At 65.8% G+C, this 17,706-nt stretch carries 18 protein-coding genes; 8 read left to right on the forward strand and 10 right to left on the reverse strand.

The window, feature by feature from the left end; genetic code table 11:
• Positions 1 to 513 precede the first annotated feature (513 nt).
• Both G6N53_RS00520 and G6N53_RS00525 read right to left on the reverse strand, forming a co-directional pair.
• Entirely contained in the window at positions 514 to 1,785 is a 1,272-nt protein-coding gene (locus G6N53_RS00520) for a L,D-transpeptidase (RefSeq protein WP_235682715.1), read from the reverse strand.
• Between the two features lie 196 nt (positions 1,786 to 1,981).
• Positions 1,982 to 2,290 (reverse strand): hypothetical protein, encoded by a 309-nt coding sequence (locus tag G6N53_RS00525; protein WP_163681069.1) that lies wholly within the window; start codon positions 2,288 to 2,290, stop codon positions 1,982 to 1,984.
• A 285-nt stretch (positions 2,291 to 2,575) separates the two neighbouring features.
• Here G6N53_RS00525 and G6N53_RS00530 point away from each other — a divergent pair, with 285 nt between their 5' ends.
• Positions 2,576 to 2,983, forward strand: coding sequence for a hypothetical protein (locus G6N53_RS00530; RefSeq protein WP_163681067.1), 408 nt, complete (start codon positions 2,576 to 2,578; stop codon positions 2,981 to 2,983).
• An 86-nt stretch (positions 2,984 to 3,069) separates the two neighbouring features.
• On the opposite strand, the gene G6N53_RS00535 is transcribed toward G6N53_RS00530, so the two are convergent.
• Both G6N53_RS00535 and G6N53_RS00540 read right to left on the reverse strand, forming a co-directional pair.
• Positions 3,070 to 3,303, reverse strand: coding sequence for a DUF2188 domain-containing protein (locus G6N53_RS00535; protein WP_163681064.1), 234 nt, complete (start codon positions 3,301 to 3,303; stop codon positions 3,070 to 3,072).
• Positions 3,304 to 3,417: 114 nt separating this feature from the next.
• On the reverse strand, positions 3,418 to 4,569 hold the full coding sequence (locus G6N53_RS00540; RefSeq protein ID WP_237166283.1) for a hypothetical protein: 1,152 nt from the start codon (positions 4,567 to 4,569) through the stop codon (positions 3,418 to 3,420).
• An 86-nt stretch (positions 4,570 to 4,655) separates the two neighbouring features.
• Here G6N53_RS00540 and G6N53_RS00550 point away from each other — a divergent pair, with 86 nt between their 5' ends.
• Positions 4,656 to 4,997 carry an antitoxin Xre/MbcA/ParS toxin-binding domain-containing protein gene (locus G6N53_RS00550; RefSeq protein ID WP_163681057.1) on the forward strand — a complete coding sequence of 114 codons (342 nt, stop codon included), beginning with the start codon at positions 4,656 to 4,658 and terminating at the stop codon, positions 4,995 to 4,997.
• Positions 4,994 to 5,554 (forward strand): RES domain-containing protein, encoded by a 561-nt coding sequence (locus tag G6N53_RS00555; protein WP_163681054.1) that lies wholly within the window; start codon positions 4,994 to 4,996, stop codon positions 5,552 to 5,554. The genes G6N53_RS00550 and G6N53_RS00555 overlap by 4 nt, the downstream gene beginning before the upstream one ends.
• Before the next feature lie 384 nt (positions 5,555 to 5,938).
• Here the strand turns inward: G6N53_RS00555 and G6N53_RS00560 are convergent, their stop codons facing one another.
• Complete coding sequence (locus tag G6N53_RS00560) at positions 5,939 to 7,069, reverse strand: lysozyme family protein (RefSeq protein ID WP_163681051.1); 1,131 nt, start codon at positions 7,067 to 7,069, stop codon at positions 5,939 to 5,941.
• A 619-nt stretch (positions 7,070 to 7,688) separates the two neighbouring features.
• Positions 7,689 to 8,402 carry a transcriptional regulator gene (locus tag G6N53_RS00570; protein ID WP_170311246.1) on the reverse strand — a complete coding sequence of 238 codons (714 nt, stop codon included), beginning with the start codon at positions 8,400 to 8,402 and terminating at the stop codon, positions 7,689 to 7,691.
• Positions 8,403 to 8,613: 211 nt separating this feature from the next.
• Here G6N53_RS00570 and G6N53_RS00575 point away from each other — a divergent pair, with 211 nt between their 5' ends.
• The 3 genes from G6N53_RS00575 to G6N53_RS00585 all read left to right on the forward strand — a co-directional run bounded on the left by G6N53_RS00575 (position 8,614) and on the right by G6N53_RS00585 (position 11,504).
• Positions 8,614 to 8,904, forward strand: coding sequence for a WhiB family transcriptional regulator (locus G6N53_RS00575; protein WP_083775475.1), 291 nt, complete (start codon positions 8,614 to 8,616; stop codon positions 8,902 to 8,904).
• A gap of 702 nt (positions 8,905 to 9,606) precedes the next feature.
• The gene (locus G6N53_RS00580) at positions 9,607 to 10,803 is read left to right on the forward strand and encodes a helix-turn-helix domain-containing protein (RefSeq protein WP_163681045.1); all 1,197 of its coding nucleotides are present in this window, start codon (positions 9,607 to 9,609) and stop codon (positions 10,801 to 10,803) included.
• On the forward strand, positions 10,800 to 11,504 hold the full coding sequence (locus tag G6N53_RS00585) for a WhiB family transcriptional regulator (RefSeq protein ID WP_163681042.1): 705 nt from the start codon (positions 10,800 to 10,802) through the stop codon (positions 11,502 to 11,504). The genes G6N53_RS00580 and G6N53_RS00585 overlap by 4 nt, the downstream gene beginning before the upstream one ends.
• A 33-nt stretch (positions 11,505 to 11,537) precedes the next feature.
• Here the strand turns inward: G6N53_RS00585 and G6N53_RS00590 are convergent, their stop codons facing one another.
• The 3 genes from G6N53_RS00590 to G6N53_RS00600 all read right to left on the reverse strand — a co-directional run bounded on the left by G6N53_RS00590 (position 11,538) and on the right by G6N53_RS00600 (position 14,936).
• A complete protein-coding gene (locus tag G6N53_RS00590; protein ID WP_163681037.1) occupies positions 11,538 to 12,230 on the reverse strand; it encodes a hypothetical protein in 693 nt (230 codons plus the stop codon).
• Positions 12,227 to 13,156, reverse strand: a complete 930-nt coding sequence (locus G6N53_RS00595; protein ID WP_115329205.1) for a ParA family protein — start codon at positions 13,154 to 13,156, stop codon at positions 12,227 to 12,229. Before G6N53_RS00595 ends, G6N53_RS00590 begins: the two co-directional genes overlap by 4 nt.
• A gap of 1,027 nt (positions 13,157 to 14,183) precedes the next feature.
• A complete protein-coding gene (locus tag G6N53_RS00600) occupies positions 14,184 to 14,936 on the reverse strand; it encodes a hypothetical protein (protein ID WP_163681035.1) in 753 nt (250 codons plus the stop codon).
• A 752-nt stretch (positions 14,937 to 15,688) separates the two neighbouring features.
• Here G6N53_RS00600 and G6N53_RS00605 point away from each other — a divergent pair.
• Positions 15,689 to 16,402, forward strand: coding sequence for a nucleotide-binding protein (locus G6N53_RS00605; RefSeq protein WP_011767788.1), 714 nt, complete (start codon positions 15,689 to 15,691; stop codon positions 16,400 to 16,402).
• Positions 16,402 to 17,238 carry a ParB/RepB/Spo0J family partition protein gene (locus tag G6N53_RS00610; protein WP_163886444.1) on the forward strand — a complete coding sequence of 279 codons (837 nt, stop codon included), beginning with the start codon at positions 16,402 to 16,404 and terminating at the stop codon, positions 17,236 to 17,238. The genes G6N53_RS00605 and G6N53_RS00610 overlap by 1 nt, the downstream gene beginning before the upstream one ends.
• A 3-nt stretch (positions 17,239 to 17,241) precedes the next feature.
• On the opposite strand, the gene G6N53_RS00615 is transcribed toward G6N53_RS00610, so the two are convergent.
• Entirely contained in the window at positions 17,242 to 17,685 is a 444-nt protein-coding gene (locus G6N53_RS00615; protein WP_041321969.1) for a hypothetical protein, read from the reverse strand.
• Positions 17,686 to 17,706 lie beyond the last annotated feature (21 nt).

The raw sequence follows: 17,706 nt of genomic DNA on the forward strand, positions 1-17,706 counted from the left end.
TACGGTGTATCTACGTAAATAGTTCTACCACGATAGCTCTTCTCAACGTTCAAGCGTCCCTCGCTTGGCTTCCTACTCCGCTCAAGCGTTCGGAGTGCACCGCGGATCAGGGTTCATGGCGACATGCACACATGCTTATCGCCTTTTGGCGAGGGAGCGTTGGAGAGGTCGATCTAACCACCGTGTTGCGTCCCCGTGCTTGCCGATTCTGGTTGTTCATCACCACGATTCGGAGCACACCCGGAACCAATCACTGCCGGGCTCGATGTCGGGGGCGTTTCGAAAACCTTTGCGGTAATTATGTCGACATCAGTCCGATGCCTTCGCCCGCCGATACCTGCTGCGCTCCGTCTACCTCACCGCAGCCTGCCGCTACCGTTGGCACAGATACACTCCGCTCCCCGGGTCAGCAGGCCGTCAAACTGTCATCCGCCCCGTGCTTGAAGCCGTTCACCGATCCTCAGGCTTGAACCGCGCGGACTGGCGCACGTAGTGCGGCTTATCACACACTGGTCAAGGACGCAACGCGCTGCCACTCACCCATTCGTCCCACGGCACAGACCAATCTCCGTTCTGCCACTGTTCCAGCGGGGCGCCGCCGGTATTGCGGACCTCGACAACATCGCCCGGATTTGCGAAGTCGTAGTACCACTCGGCGTTTTCCGCGCTCAGATTTAAACAGCCCGCCGAAACGTTGGTGTTTCCCTGCGCCCACACCGTCGCTTCGCGGTCATGGAGGTAGATGCCGTCGGGACTGATCCGCACTGCGTGCGGGACGCTGATCTTGTATCCCGATGCAGAATCGACGGGCAATCCGTAGGTCGACGAGTCCATCAAGACCGGATTCTGTTTCTCCATCACCGTGTAAACCCCAGGCTGTGTCCAGAAAGCAATCGTCTTGCCCCCAACAGTCTGCGTCCCGCCCCTGCCCATCGATGTCGGCATCGTGCGGACCAAACGGCCGTTCTCGTAGACACTGACCTGTTTGGTCGTGTCATCGGCGATCGCCACCCGAGATGGCCCGATCCGGAAACCGACTTGCTTGTCCTGTTCTCCGAATAACCCACCACCCAGATCAGTGCCGTAGAGATCGGCTTTGACCGTGACCTCGGTCCCGGAAGGAAAATATTCACGGGGCCGCCAGTGCGCCTTGCGATCGTTGACCCACATCCAGGAACCGGCTACTTGGGGCGACGTTTTGACCTGGAGGCGCGATTCGGCCGCAGCTCGGTCCGGGATGTCGGCGTCGAAGGTTGCCACGATCACGGTTCCGACACCGTAGACGCCGCCGTCTGCCAGCGACGCTCCGTTAGTCATGCCCAGCCTGACCCCGACCTGGGATTGCGGCGCGACGGTAGAAAACTCCGAAATGGACGTGACGGTGCGGGCGTCAGAGCCCCGGCCCGTCGCGCTGAGCCTGTAGGACCGTCCGTATCCGAGTGGCTCGGCGGGCTCCCAGGCGCGTCCGCCCCCCACCATTCGACCGGCAACAACCCTGCCCTGTTCGTTCTGCATACGCACATCGGTCAGGGTCCCAACAGTCGCGGTCACCTTCACTGCTCCGACAGGGACCACATCGCTCGCGCCTGTTCTGGGGAGAATCTCGATTGCGGGAGGCTCGGGCGCAGCCTGCGGCGTCTGCTCAACCTCCACAGCACCGGGCGCAGTCACCGTATTCGACAGCCGAGACTTGACCGCACTCGTCTGCGATGCCGTCACGAGCACCGCGACAGCCGAAAACACGCTCAGCGCTACTACTTGTCGGCGTCCAGTCAACACTTTCATCACAACAATCCGTCGGGTCGCGCTCCTGCTATTACGTACCCACATAGTAGTTGGTGGAACGACCAACTGCCGTTCCGGCATGGCGACATAGCAGAAGGGCGGGCGCCCAGATTCAAAGCGACTGACTACCGGTGTTGGCGATATGTGTATTACGTCGTAGGCGGCGACCTACCGCAAATTACGCTCAACCTCTAGCTTAGACGCCGGTGGGACCGTTACACCGGGTTACCACGTCCGCGATGGCCGCATCCAGGCACGGGCCTTCTCGGAAGCGGTGCTGAACATCATCGAGGTCGATGGCGACCTGGCCGGTGGCCGCTACCGATCGGAACGTGTCGGCCCCAGAGATCAGCAGGACGTCGGCGTAGTCCACGCCGTCGATCAATTCGACGGCGGCGCTGGTCACTCCGTGGAGCGTGGTCGCAATATCGGTGGGGTTGAAGAACTGTGAGGTGAGTTCGGCCATGGTGGCGCGAAGCCCCGCAGCGCATTCGTGGTCGTCCATGCGCGGACCCTGTTTTCGCTCGTTAGGTGAAGCGAAAAGGGGGGCGGTAAACAAGTCGCGAAGAGCTAATTTCTCGACTGTCCTAACCACAGGACGCGACGCAACGGCGCGATGCCGTTCCTGAGGGTGACACTACCCCGCTCGGCACAGGGCTGTGAGCACAGTCGTTCGCTCGACTAATGACATAACCGGAGTGTCTCGACGGATGAGGTGCATGCTGAGGGCAAGGCGATTGTGCCGCTTGCCGAGCAATGTGACGCTGAGAAGACGTGATGGGTGCGCCGCATGCCGGAAAGCCAACCCGATAAATCCCTCCACAATTCCGCTCAGCGAGGCGAACGCGCTGGTGCACGTGCAGCCGAGCTAAGGGTTCGCCAAGCCGCCTTGAAGGCTGGTGCAGGATCGCGGCGCCGCGACGCCGAGCTTTCTGCCCAACGCGCTCACGAGGCCCACGAACGGGCTCGTCAAGCGCACCATTCCGCTGCCGAACGCCACGAACGATCTGGTGATGCGCACGAAAAGGCCGCCGCAACCCATGAGCGCGCCGCCGCCGACAACATCGGCGACCCCGAAAAGCACCGTGCTGCAGCCGCCGAACACCGCATCGCCCGCGATGCCGACTACCGCGGCGCCCAAGCCGACTTCAGCGCTGCCGAAGACGAGCGATTTGAAAGGGAGGCACTCGGCACCTGAAGACCCCGCCGGATTGACCGGCTCGTTCTCGAGGAACGGGACGGCCTGTGCGCGAGTTGCCCTATTGTTTCTTCCGCGCTGCCGCGTCAGCCCTTCGGTGGGTAGGGGTCCTTCTTGCCGATTGTGTCGGTGTTCCGAATCTGGTTGTTGTCCTTGCGGTGGTCTCGAACCTCGCCGCCGCCGCTTCGTTCCGCAAAGCCCCGGGCGGCGTCATGCGCCTCACCCTGGGTGTCGTAACGTCCCGCAGCTTTTTCTGCACCGGAGCGTTTGGCGCTCCAGTCACCTGAGTCTTTGTCGTACTGCACGTCGTAGTCAGCCACGGTGCTGCTCCTTATCGACTGGATCGCTTGTTCACAATTTACTCCCGCCGTACGACACGGACACTGAACCACAGCCAAGGGCGACAGCCCATCAAACCGGCGGCCTTCGACCTTTCAAGAAGCCTGCTGCTGTTCGTGTTGGATCTCGTCGATGAGGCTACGCATGGTTCGCGTGCCGAGTTTGTGTACGTCGTCGCTGAGGTAGTGCTCGTTGACGCGTTCGCGCAGTCCGATCGCCACGTTGAGACGGTCGATTTCCATCGCCCCGCGCCAGGGTGCGGGGCGACGAAGCATCTCGGCCACCTCGCTGGACCGGGAGTGCAGGTAGTGCGCGCGGCGGTCGTCGAGGGGTCCTGTCACGCTGTTGCGACACGATCCGATACGACACCCGACGCGAGTGCGAATATCGGTGTGGCTCAGCAGCTGCCGTGCCGCTTTGGCCGATACGGTGGCTCCGAGTAGAGGCAGGTAAATGCCGCCGGCGGCGCCGCCGCCTTGATCCTTGTCCGGATCGGGGGCCTTGCGGTAGCGGGCCATCGTTTGGGGGTGGTTAACCTTTTCGAGCATCCCCAGGCCGACTGAGTAGGCATCGGCGTGACCCATGGCCAGCGCAGCGCGGCCGATGTTGCCCGACAGCCCCAGCGTGACAGTGAGGTCATGTTCACGAAACCGGTCAAGGACCCCAAAGGCGGTGCGAATTTTGCGGATACCTTCGTCGTCGCCACCGAAAGGGGAGAAGCGGATTTCGACGTCGCTGATCCCTGCCCCGGCGTATTCGGCGGCGAGATCGATGCCGAGGCGGCCCAGAGCGGTGGTCGACACCGTGATCACGGCCCGGGTGGGCTTGTCCTTGCCGACGGCCAGCCGGGTGCGTTCGGCGAGGTCGACGTTGAGGCGAGCGGTGCGCTCGTCGGTCACATAGAAGTGCGGGGCGGTGACGTGGGTGACCAGCACGGGGTGCTTCTCAACGGTCAGATCGACCAGCGCGGCGCGGGCCGCCTGGTCAGCGGAGAGGTTGTCAATATCGTAGGGCTGCCCGGTCCACAGCGGGAGTTTGTCGAGGCCGAAACTCTCGTCGGCCAGCCGCTCCGCTGCGGGCTCCCAGTACACCTGCAGGCCCGCGTCGGCGGCCGCCGCCGCAGCAGCCCCTTGGTGACGCGCAGCCTTGGTGTCGAGGGTGATGGCCTCGGTGCCTGCGTGCTCGCGGGACAGGAAGTCTTCGACCGGTTTGTGGTCGTTAGGTCCCAGCCGAAACTGAATGCCCATCGTGGTGAACGTCCTCTCGCCCCAGGCGTCGTTTCGTGACAGACTACATGACATAGGGACTGACAAAAGGAAGACAGGCAGACGATATGGGAGCTAATGCGCTCGCCTCGACCGTGTCGAGTGCGATCGAGCGCTTGGGATTGACTTACGAGGAGGTCGGCGGCATCGTCGATGCCTCGGCGCGCTCAGTAGCGCGCTGGACCTCAGGTCAGGTCGTCCCGCAACGCCTCAACAAACAACGACTCATCGAACTGGCCTACGTCGCCGACGCGCTGGCCGAAGTGCTCCCCCGCGACCAGGCCAACGTCTGGATGTTCTCGCCGAATCGACTACTGGCGCACGGCAAGCCCGCCGACCTGGTACGCGACGGCGAATATCAGCGCGTCTTAGCCCTCATCGACGCCATGGCCGAGGGGATCTTCGTGTGAGCGATGCGCTCGACGAGGATCTGGTGCAGCGCATCGACTCGCGTGGCACCATCCAGTGGTCGGGAACGTGCTTCCGGTACACCGGCGCCCAACGTGATCCTCTATCAGGGGAGGGGGCGCGTAGATTCGGCGGCAGGTGGAACCCGCCCCTGTTGTTCTCGGCGATCTATCTGGCCGATTCCGCGCAAGCATGCATGGTTGAAGTGGAGCGCGCCGCCCAGGCGGCATCAACGACCCCCGAGGGAATGCTCGAAGCCCACTACCGGCTGCACACCATCGACGCAACCCATATGGCGGTCCTTGATCTCACCACCTCCGAAGCCCGCGAAGCGGTGGGGCTCGAAGACGACGACATCTACGGCGACGACTGGTCGGCCTGCCAAGCAGTGGGCCATGCCGCATGGTTTCTGCACGTACAAGGCGTCCTCGTGCCCGCGGCCGGCGGGGTCGGCCTGGTCATCACCGCCTACGAACAACGCACCCGCCCCGGCCAGCTCCGCATCAGTCACAGCGAAGATTTGACACCCACCCGCTACCGGAAACTACGGCACCCGTGATCAGAAAACGGTCTCTGACCACCACCGCCCTACGGCCGCCCGCTGCCGGCGGCGACGCGAAGTCAAAACGCACCACCAGCTGCCGATACCCAGTCGAGAGACGGCGCTACGGCGCGGCCACCGCTACGCACCCGCGGAAGAACGACCACCAAGCAACACAGACTGTTGACAAACGCCACACCCGCCGACACCGCCCCGGGATCGCTTTGGCGGCGTCTCTAACCATGCGTACGAGGTCGTCCGCGCCGGACTGGCCTCGGCTCTACCGAGCAATGATCAGACTTTTTGCCATCCATGATGTCGGATTCGACATCGTTCGACATTTCATATGGCAATCCGACACGGAGTTTGGCAATCTACAGCGCGCGTCAACCGCGGGATGGTTCAGTATCCTCTCGGCGGCCTTGTTGGGTCGGCCTGCTGAATCTTCTGCGCGAGATCCGACCCGTCGGCCGAGACGTTGTACCGACCCATTGCGTAGTTGACGAACGCTGCGCCCTGAGCCACTGGGTCACGCAGAAACGGTGAGGTACCCGGCTCGTGGTAGGCGCGAAAGGTTGGCTCGATAAACTGGAAGGCGCCCTGGGACGGAGTTCCCTTGGCAGCGTTGGAATCCCAGTTGTTTACGGCGTTGATGTCGTTTCCGGATTCCCGGGTTGTCACGACTTTCATGCCGGTGGCCCAATTGCGGCGAGCCCGCGGGTCGGTAATGCCTTTTATGTCGAGCGCTCTGCTAATCGCGGCGTCAATCCCGCCCGCAACTGGCGACGAGGCAATGTCGCTGCGGCGCAGCCGCGTCCCGGCTTGGCGGTCGGCGAGCGGGCGCCGCCCCGAGTGAATCTGCCCGGTCAGATTGGCGGCCCTGGCCAGCTGCGGGAGGTTGAAGCTCGGAAAGCCACCGCCTCGCGAGGAGCCCATCGGCCTACCGATCCCGGCTCCGCTGGCGCCAAATGGTGAGCCCCCGCCTACAGCGCCGCCACCGCCGTAGGCTATAGACCGCAGCATCGCCGCCATCTGCGCGTCGCGGGTTTTGTAGGCCTGCACGACTTGTTGTTGTTGGGCGACGCGCTGGCGCAGGGCGACCAGGAGTGCTTTCTGGCCGGCGGGGGTGTTGGTGAACGGGGCCAGTCCGTTGGTGTCGGCGGCGGCGCCGTTGACGACGGTGCCGGAGCTGGTGCGGCCGGTGCGGTCGGTGCGGGCGGCTTCGTCGAGCTGGGTGCTCAGTGCCCGGTCGTTGCCGGCCAGGGTGTCCAGCGCCGGGCCCGCGCCGCCGGCGAAGGTGGAATAGTTGGTGGCCAGCTGCCCTGACAACGGCGCCATCTGCGCCTGCCCCGAGCGCACCAGTTCCCTGGCGCCGGAAAGCTTCATCACCGAGCCCGCGGCGGGTCCTTGCCCGGAGGCCGGTGGATCACCGAACAGCGAATACGCGCGGCCCAGCACCTCACCGACCTGAGCCACCACCGCGCCAACCGACACGAAACCAGTATCAGCGACCCAGACCCACCCCCCAGACACAAAATCCGGAAGCGGGTGGCCTGCGCTCTCGCTAGCGCGGCTGGGCGTCGGTGTTCCCGAAGCAGGGTGGACCCCACAAGCCGCGACCGGCCCCGCGGGCTGAGTCCTCCGCGGCGGCGACCTCGCGTGCTCGCTGCGGCGGGTGGGATGAGTCGAAGATGTGGCTGCGCCCGGCACCCGCGGCCGCGGCCAACACCGAGAGATTTCCCATTGCAGTCTGGATGTACCTGTGTGCGGCCGTAGCGATCGTGCGCATTCTGGCTGGCATCAACGATCACTGCGACCCGTTGGTTAAGCAGGGTCGTCGTGGCGAACGCGGTGGCCTGGCCACCCCGGCACGCCTCGGTGTAACCCGGGCGCTTCGTCTCCGGGGTGTCGATGCCAAAACACGCATTCGCAGTCGGCCTCGCACATCGTTGATGACGTCCACGGTGTCACCGTCGATGACCCGCGGCACCGTCGCCGTAGCTGGTGCGGCGTCAACCGGAGCAGCGCACGCCGAGGCAGGCGGCAGCGCCACAGCTGCGACCATCGTCGACACAGTCACCGAAGGTGTTCTCATGCAGCCATTTTCATGGCCGCGCCGAAACCCGCCTGCACGAATTTTGACTGGGTGGCGTCACGGGCCGACGAGTTCGGCGATCAACGCTTCCACCCGTGCCGCGCTTGGGGGATCCAGCGGCTTGCCCGCTTCGGCAGTTTCCACCAGTTCTGCTGAGAGCCCGCCCACCGCGGCCGCCTCACCGGCGCTCAAGTTCGCTCGGCGTCGTGCCGCGTAGAGCCGCTGGCCCGACGAGGCGTCCGGATGGGCTGCGGTCTTGAGCATGAGGTCGTCATAGCGGCCGCGAATCAGCCCCAGCGACTTGACCACCTCAGCCGGCGAGCCCTGGCTGTGGCGCATCGCCCGCGCGGCAAGTGCCTCTAACTTGCGCAGGTCGGCCAGGATCGTCGACGCGCGGTTGGCGAAGTCCGGTGACGAAGCCGGGGGCAGATCGTCGATCGCAGTGGCGAAGCGGGCCAAGGCCAACTTGAGCGCATCCACCACCAGCGCAGCGTTCTCGGACCCATCCGGCGGCGGGGCGGCCACTTCATCAGCCGTGCCTCCGGCTCGGATGCGCGCTATGGTTCCCGCCGGCCACTGCAAAAGTTCCTCCAGGGTGTGTCTGGTGCGCTCCCTGGGCCAGGACCGGCCTTTCTCAAAGTGGATCAGCGCCGGGGCTGTGATGACTTTCTGGCGTGCCAGCTCACGCTGGGAAATCCCTAATTCACGTCGGCGAGCTGCGACAGCGGCGCCCGCACGGGCAATCCCGTCGTCTACACCGCCGTCCTCCACCGCGCCAGTGTATCCAGCGGTTATCACGGTTTCGGAACAACACGAGGCACATCCTGGCCCGATGCCAGTGAAGAACGCGCTAACGCTGACCGGCTGCGATTGACAGACCACGGCGCAAAACTTCAGCGCTGGAATTTATCGCTAAGTATTGCAGCGCAAAAGTTTGGTGCTAAAGTTGCGGTCATTCGATGACGCATTGGGAGGAGCGACGGTGACAGTGACACTCGAACGACCAGTGGTGCGCAACAGCACCCAGCCATGCATTTCCGATCCGGATCGGTGGGCCGCCGGCGGTCAAGATCCGGAGCTGAAGGCACTGTGCCGTGGTTGCCCGCGGCGCTGGCAGTGCGCCAAGGATGCCCTCGACACCCCCGGCGCCGAAGGCATGTGGTCAGGGGTGCACATCCCCAAAGAAGGCCGCGGCCGAAAGTTCGCTCTTCGCCAACTGCGATCACTAGCGGCCCATGGTGGCCTCCACGTCGGCGCCGAGGCCGATGATTGACAGAGTAGGCCGACAACGGACTGTCACTGTCGGCCTCCGCAGGAACAAGAGCAAGCTGAACGACCTGAAGTCACGCGTGCAGGGAGTGGACCGACCGCTGCGTGCCTGCATCGACGTGAGCCGGGTGGCACGTCCATCTCGCACGCGAGATGTGCGGTGACCTCGTCAACACGGGATCACAAGTGTGATACCGCGTCCATCGACGCCATAGGCTCCCGACGTGCCACCCCACTTTCTCGACAGGGCCACAGATGCTGGTCGCGAACCGCGGTGGCTCCTGTGAAAGATGGTGCGGCGTGTCATCCCCGGCAGAACTGCGTCATGGGGCATGCTCAAACCCGGCGACGGATATCCGTCGCCTCGCGTAGCAGTATCCGGTAGCCATCGCGGACGCCCTAGGTCGCGCAGGCCCAGGCTATGCGACGACGACCGAGGTGACGGATATCCGTCGCTTCACACACGCCGGGCCGATAGCCGCGGAGGACGCCATAGGCCGCGAACCGGGTAGGTGACGAGGACCGAGAGGAGATAGCGCTCCCGACCACCGCTTGCCGTAAACGCAAGCGACACAACTACATAGCCATCTCAGAAGCAGCACCAACGGCGAAACCCCCGGCCCGTAGGGCCGAGGGTCGTCGGGGTCGAGTTGCACCTCGAACCCGCTTGCTTTCTCGCTTCTCCCCCTTGCTGAAGGGAATCGTCATGAAAGACGCATTCCACGGTAGCGCACGCCTGCCTCACGGTCTACAGGCGGCGCACCGTGATACCGCCACCGTCCTGACCCGCCCCTACCACGGGTCCAGCCCGCGGGCCCGTCGACGCGGCACCGCCCACACCGCCCCGGTGTGGATACGCCGCGCGGGCGGGCACTGCTTTGATCGCCTGCCCCGCATCGCCCTGGACGTCGAGGTCAGCTGGGGCGCGATCCCCTGCTGGAGCGGGCGAGCGGCCCGCTGGATAGAGACCACCGTCCCTACCGCCTACCACCAGCGATACGACACCCATGTGCGCCCGGCAATGCCGGGCAACCCGGTCAGCCTCAAATCTGTGGTCGCGGTGGCCGCGGCGCGTGCCTCGTTCGCCGATCACCGGACCGGCCGCGACTGCCGGCCCACCAACGAAACGCTGGCCACAATGACGAAGCTGTCGGTGCGCACGGTGCAGCGGGCCTCGACGGCCCTGCGACTGTTAGGCGTCGCCACCGAGGTGATGCGCGGACGCCAACGCACCCGCGACGAGCGCTTCGCGAGTTGGCGTGTCGGAGACCGCGGCCGCGGCTGGGCATCGGTATGGGCACTGCACGACAGTCGGATTCAGTCACTGTCACCCCATCCCGAAGGGTCTCACTTAGTACTTAAAACCTCACCTAAGTCAGTTGTTACTACCCCAACCCGGCGATACGCCGGTCGCAGCGGCGCTCCGCGCCGCGCAGACCCGGACCAAAGAGCCCTCGTCCTGGCAAACCGTTGGATGCACGACCAGCAAAGCCCGCCCTGGGCACGTCGCTACCGCACCGCCACGCCCTGGGCCAGGGTGTTGGGGCAGGTTGCTCAGCACGGATGGACACCTCGTGACATCAATCAACTGATCACCGACTGGGTCGGTACCGGTCACTGGGTGCCGGAGAGCCCACACAGACCCGTCGGTCTGCTAGGGGCCATTCTGGCCGCCCACGGCAATCCCGCCGAACGGCCTGCGGCCCTTGACGAAGCACGTGAACAGGCCGAGCTGGCCGCCGCCCGCCAACGCGTCGCCGAGCAGCTTGCCGAACGTGACGTCAATCGGCGCGCACGCGATGCCGGGCGTGCGGCGCTCGAGGGTCCTGGGCGGCGCGCCGCGCGAGAGGTGCTCGACGAGATCGCCCGTCGGCGCCGCCAGCGCGGAGGTGGTCGGCCGTGAGCGCAGCGGCACGCACGCTAGCGGCGCCCGGCGTCGAGGTGCCACTGGCCTGCCACACCGATCCCGACCGGTGGTTCGACTCCGGTGCCCGCACCGCAGCACTTGCCGAGTGCCTCGCCTGCCCGCACCGGCGGTGGTGCGCACAGCGTGCACTGAAATATCAACCCCGCTGGGGGATGTGGGCCGGGATCTGGATCCCGGGCAGATTCGATGCAGTCAAGCATTTTTTCGATGCGGTCGCCGCTGACACCGCACTCCCCCACCCGCCTAACGCCGCCGCCCGACCTGCGCCGGCAGCGCCTGCCCGGCAACGGAATGTGGGGATTCCGCGCGGAGTGCCCGGCGCGCCGAGTGATCCGATAGCGCCCGCTGCGCTGGTATGGGCGCGTGCCAGCGGGCATTGCGAGATCATGTCCACAGGGTGCCGATTGGCTGCCAGCACTGTTTCTTCGCGAATTCCGGATCGCGACGAAGAACAGAAGACCTGCGCGTTGTTCGCGGTGTGCGCCCGCTGCGCCGACACGCTGCAGGACCTGGACCCCCACATCGCCCGGCGGCTCGGCTATCGGGTCGACAACCCCGCGGACACCGAGGCGACGCCCTTTTTCTGGCGCCAGAGATATCGGATGGTGCTCAGCGCTGACGGCGCACTCCACGACACCGCGCGCCCGGATCGGGAACCGCATGCGGTGGCCACTTAACCGCGGTTAAGTGGCCACGACAGGGTGCCCACGTCAATGTTCTGGCAGCACGGCGAACTCGTAGCGCAGCGCCTGCTCGACAAGCGCGCTTCGCGTTCCCGCATTCCACGCCTGCACCAAATCGTCGAGCCGCTTGCCGTTGGCGGCACTGACACCGGAGAGCACCACGGTGCGCGGGGCCGTCGCATGCCGCCGGCGGCGCGGCACCGCATTGGACGACGGGCGCTCAAAGAGCTGCCCCTCCCCCACGGCGAACCGCTGGTCGGCCCAGGTGGTCGCCAACCGGGTCGCGTGCGCCTCGATCGCGTCAAGCACGATGGCACCCATGGTCCTGGCCAATCCGCGACGCACCTTCTTCTCGGCGATCTGCACCCGGTACAGCTCGTCATAGACCTCGGCCGACAACAGTACCTCAGGTGGACGGAACCGTTTCCGGGCCGGGCTCGACGAGGCGCTCACCGACGCCAGGCGTCGCCGACGATCAACCTGTCCACCGCTGGTAGACGGCATCGGCGACGCGGTCGGCGCGGTCGCCGACCGCGCGGGGGCATGCTCAATCGGCGGCGCCGAATGCGCTGGCGGGGGCGCCGCTGGTTCGGTCACCGCGTCGGTTCCCGCGACCGGTGGTGGCGTGCGCGACTGCGGCAGCGGCCACAGTTCCTCGAGATCCTGATCGAGAGCGTGGGGGTCAAACACCGGCTTGGCCTTCTGCCGCGACGAACTCATCCGACTCGCTCCCCTACCGGCGAGGACTCGTAGCGGCGAAGCCGGGCCACGATCTGGCGGACCAGCTCCTGGTAATCGGCAGCCAGACCGCTAGGGTCACTGGTCCACATCGCCCGCGTCGGACTCTGCTTGTCCCGCAAACTCGCCAGCCGCACCCTGCGGTCGTCGTTGGCCAGCGCCACCAGCTCGCCGGCCGTTCTGTGCAGCGTGCGCATGTCGACCGCCGCGGCCGGCGCCGAGCGGATCGTGATGTCAAACGGTGTCGTGCCGCTCCCCTCAAGCATCTCGCTGACCTGGGCGAACACTTCCTCGTTACGTTTGACAGCGCGAGTGTTCACGTCGAAGAGCAACACGCCCAGCAGCTGGATGGATGCCCCTAGTTTGCGCGCCCGCCCGAATCGCCGCGCCAGCCGTTCGACACCGCCAAGGCTGGCCTGATCGTCACGGGTGGGAATGAGCAGATAGTTGGCCACCGCAAGATAGGTGTCGAGAAGCGGAACGTCGCCCGGTCCCGAATCAATCAGCACCAGGTCGTATCCCTGCGCCTCACACAGGGCGGTCAACGCCGATTCGAGATTGACGGCCATGTCGATGCCGTTCTCGGCCATCAGATGCGCGCCCGCGCCCACCACTGCCAACTGGGGGCCGCCGGCGATCACGTCCAGATTCGGACGAACGTTGCGCACCGGCACCAACGCAGAACCGAACTGCAGCGTCTGAGCCAGCGACTGGCCGCGGTCGCCCTCGATGCCGAGGTCTTCGACCGTGACATTGGCTTGCGGGTCGCCGTCGACCACCAGCACCCGGCGGCCCCGCTTGCCTGCGGCAGCGATCATCTCGGCGACCGCGGCGACAGTCGTCGACTTTCCCACCCCACCCTTTTGATTGGCCACCAGGATCGCCCGGGCCACCCCACTCATCGTCATACGTGCAACGTAAGGGTGTGCGCGCAGTCCCCCGACGCGCCACACGCCAAAGAGTCCGAACTGTTACCTGCGTGACTGTTGGGACGAATGTGACGCTGTGCGTACGTACGTGCGCCTGTGTCGGTGACCGCCCGGCAGCACGGCCGTGGCCACCTCCGGCAGTCCCGCCGCTCGTCTGCCCCAATGCCGGTGCACACACCGGGACGTGGCACGGATCGACTTCACGTGCGAGCAGCGCTGCGTTCGGTCCGGCGAGGAATCAGCCGAATGCGAGCCCGGGAGATCATCCGGGCACACGGAGGTGCCCACTGACGGATCGTTCCACGTGTGATGGTGCGTTCGAGAGCCGGTTGTTGTCCCAGGGGAAGACCCGTGGTCTGGACGGCGATCACCAGGGTGCAGGCCCGTTCGATCAGGCGGTAACTGCCCGTCCGTCATCCGTAGGTCGACCGAGTAACTGCCGGCAGATGCACGTGCCGCCAGCCGTGCGGTCATCCGTCAGTTGTCCGGAGATCGCAGGTCACTGCGTATTTTTTTCCGACGGGGGAGTGACGAATGGCGAGCCGTCGCCGCAGCCATCGACGCGAATCCGGTCACCGTTGTCCGGGTCCGCTGTGGGGCCACCGGGGTGCACGGCCACGGGTGGGGGTTCGTTCACGTGGTCAAAGACCGACAAGCCGCCGTGGTGGATACCGCGGCGGCAACCTTAAGGACCCCGACACTACGGCGGCTGTGACGCACGGACCTGGACCCAAGTTCAGGCATGAGCCGGCGGGGTTCAGCGAGAGGAGGCGTCGAGCGTCAGCGCACCGCTCTGCAGCTTGACCGCCGAAGACGCGGCGAGCCCGCGGCCGCCGGCGCGGGGTGGCCGGTCGCGGGCTCGCTGACGATGGGTTCGGTCAGCGAAGGTGGGGGAGCGACGTCGGAACCGGCGCGCGCTACCCGAGCAGACCGGAGGATCCCGGCACGCTGGCAGCGACGTGCCGAATCCAGGAGCTGGGACCGCCAAATCGGGGAAACGTCCGGGCTAGCTGCCGTTGCCCAGCGCGGCGAAGCGGCTCCGAAGCTCGTCGATCCTCTGGAGTAGCACGTGCACATCGTGCGGTCGACGGCTGTCGAGACCAACGATGGCGGGTGCGGTGCGCCATTCAGCCGCGGCCAGGCTCAGCACCGCCATCGTCGCCGGCGTCCACGCCGCGTCGCCAGCGTCGACAGCCAGCTCATCGATCCATTCCCGGTCCTCGTCGGGCAGCTGGTAGTGCTCGGCCTGCGCCACGATCGCCGCGGCCAGCCCCATCAGCGTGCAGCGATGCTCCTCGATCCACCGGATCTGAGCCGGCCGACGCTCCTGGGCCATCCGGGCTGCCTGGCGCGCCGCGCGGGAGAGCTTCTCGTCAGGGCGGTCATAACGCAACAGGGCTTCCAGCCGGTCGATGCGGTCGATCACGCCCTGCTTGCCGACGCCGACCTGAGCTCCGAGCTGAGACAGGAACAGACCGCGCTCACGCCCAGCTTTGAGGAAGTGCAGTTCGCGGCGGCGGTCTTCCCACCACAGCCAGTTGTTCAGCGTCAGAGCGTCACATACATCGGCCTGTAGCACCCACAGCGGAATGGGCGGAGCGCTGTATTTGCGCAGGTAATCGAGCACCTCACGCGGATCGGAGTCCTCGGAATCCGGCAACCGATCACGATGGCGATCGTCGACTTTCGTTCGCCGCTTCGCGATCGTGGTGATCGCCCGCACCACCTCGACGCGGTGGACCATGGGGCGGGCGGCCATGGTGTCAGTATTTCACTGACAGATACCCGCGGCGCCTTTCATACCCAGGGGACACGCCGACAGACGCTGCGCGACACCGCCGAGCAGAGACACCGTAGCCACCCGGTACCGGTCGGCGGTGCACGCTTGAATGGTGGGCGATCATCCCCGAGGCAGTGCCGAACGACGCTCGCCGTCAGCGTCGTGAACCATCACGTGACGAAAATCGGTCGGTGCCGCCCGATGGGGCTGAACCGCCCTTCGGATCGGCCGAGCCGCCCGACCGATCAAGTCCGACGCGGCCATGCTGCGCCACCCAGATTGATCAGCACTGACGAACGAGCACCACCGTTGACACGCTGAGCGCGCCGCCACTGCACCGCGAGAACGGCAACCCGGCGTTGGGGGAGGGGCGCCCTCGGAGCCACACCCGCGGCCGACTTAACCGCGGTTAAGTCTGTTCGCGTGATGTGACATGCCGACGGGGACACGCCACCCATCCGCCCGGATAGACGCCGCCGGGCGCACAGCCGGGAGCTTAACCGCGGTTAACTCCACGTATCCGGCCGCATCGCGGACCGGGGCCCCACGCCGGGCTCGACCGCCAGCCACCCGGAGTGGGCATCTGCGAGTCCGTCGCCCAGCCGATTCGGTGTCAGTGCCGCCACGGTGCCGCGTGTCGGGACGGCGGCGCCACCCCAGCGGCCGTAAGGTGGGCGGGTCCGATCCGAAGTACTCCGCACAGCCGGGGGAAGCATACGGAAGGCCATTCCATGGCGATTCATGTCGTGCTCAATCAAAAGGGCGGCGTCGGTAAAAGCACCATCGCGGTCAACCTCGCCGCCGTCACCGCCGATGTCCTCAACCGCGGCGACGACCCCGAGGCCAGTTCACCCGTCCTCGCGCTGTCGGTCGACCCCCAGGGATCGGCAGTGTGGTGGGCGTCGCGCATCAACGCTCTGCCGTTTCACATCGCCCAAGCCCACGACGACCTCGCGGGGCTGGCCGCACTGAAGAACCTGCCGGGAATCGAGCATGTCTACGTCGACACTCCCGGCTGGATCGACCTGAACACCAACGGCGACGGCGCCGACCCGCTGGGCAGCGGGCCCGCCGCCGATGTGCTGCGCGCAGTGCTGGACATGGCCGACCAAGTCATTGTGCCGATCGAGACAGAACCTCTGAGCTTCGACCCGACCGCGCGAACCATCACCAAGGTCCTCGAACCACGCGGGCTGCGCTACCTCGTGGTCATCAACAACTGGGACCCCCGCGACGGCACCTACGACCTCAACCAGACCAGGAACTTCGTCAAAGCCAACGGCTGGCCGCTGGCCAACACCGTGATTCGACACTACAAGCTCCACGCCCGAGCCAGCGCCGAAGGCCAGGTCGTCACCGAATACCCACTCAACCGAGTGGCCCTACAAGCCCGCGAAGACTTCTACAAATTCGCCCTGGAACTCAACGTCGGGGGAGCGCGCTAATGGCCCGGGGGCAACGCACCAATCTCGCCGATCTCGCCGGCGCCGTCGGGGACAAGTCGCCGGTCGACACCAGCCACCCAAAACCCGACGAGGCAGGCCGCAGCGTGCCACTGACCGACCTCACCGCCAACCCGCGCAACCCCCGCGACGACGTCGGCGACCTCGCCGACCTCGCCTCGATCACCGACATCCAGCTCCAGCCGGCCCTGGTGGTCAGCAAGGCCGCCTATCTCAAGCTCTATCCAGACGATCCGATCACCACCCGCTACGTCGTCATCAACGGATGCCGTCGCTTGGCCGCGGCCCACAAATACGGGCGCAGTGATCTTGCCATCGTCGTCAACGACGGCGTCGCACGCGATCGCATCACCCTGATCTCCGCGTGCATCGCCGAGAACGTCGACCGCCAAGACTTCGACGTCATCGAGGAAGCCCGAGCAGTCGAAGCGCTCATCGCCGAGTGCGGCCGTGCCGTCGATGCCGCCAACCGGCTGCACAAAACCGAAGCATGGGTCTCGCAGCGGCGGGCACTGTTGAAGCTGGCACCCGAACTGCAAACCGCCTTGCGGCGCGGTGAACTGGCCATCCGCGACGCACGACAACTCGCGCGGGTACCGCTGGCCGAACAAGTGGCGCGGTGGCAAGCCACCCTCGACCGCAACAACGACGGCGGGACGGAAAACCGTCAGCGTCCGCCCAGCCGGTCCCGCGTCATCGCCTCCGCGCTCGCCGACTTCGACACCGAGCCCGACCAACTCGCCCACGCGCTGCGTACCTATCTCGGCGCCGACGGCGTCGACAGGCTGATGGTGCTGCTGCGCGGCCTCGGAAACTAGGGTCTATACATCGGTGAGGTCGCCGAGATGGCCCGGGGTCACGAACTGGCCCAACGCGTCGAGATAGCGCTGCGCCACAGCCCGGTACTTGTCGGCGGCGTCCTGGCCGGACTGGCCGGCGTCGAGTAGGTCCTGCTGCGCGGCGATCAACAGCCTATTGGCCTCCGTCAACGACACGATCTGGGCCCGCAGATCCTGCAGGACGCCATCCGACACCGGCCGGCTCGCGGTAGGAGGACCTGGGGGAGAGGGCAATTCGTCGGCATAGACATACCACCGCAGCCTCTCCGGACGTGGCATCGCCCCACCACGCAGCTGCCCTGCAGTGATGGCTTTGATCAGCGTCCGCGGATCCTTGCCCAGCCTGGAGGCAGCCTCCTTCAACGGCACCACATCACCTTGTGGTTCCGTTTCCACTCCCGGTGGCGGCAGCTTGGGCTGGTTCATCCCGCTTTCAGTAAATCCCCT

This window comes from Mycolicibacterium hippocampi, assembly GCF_010723735.1.
Lineage (GTDB): Bacteria > Actinomycetota > Actinomycetes > Mycobacteriales > Mycobacteriaceae > Mycobacterium > Mycobacterium hippocampi.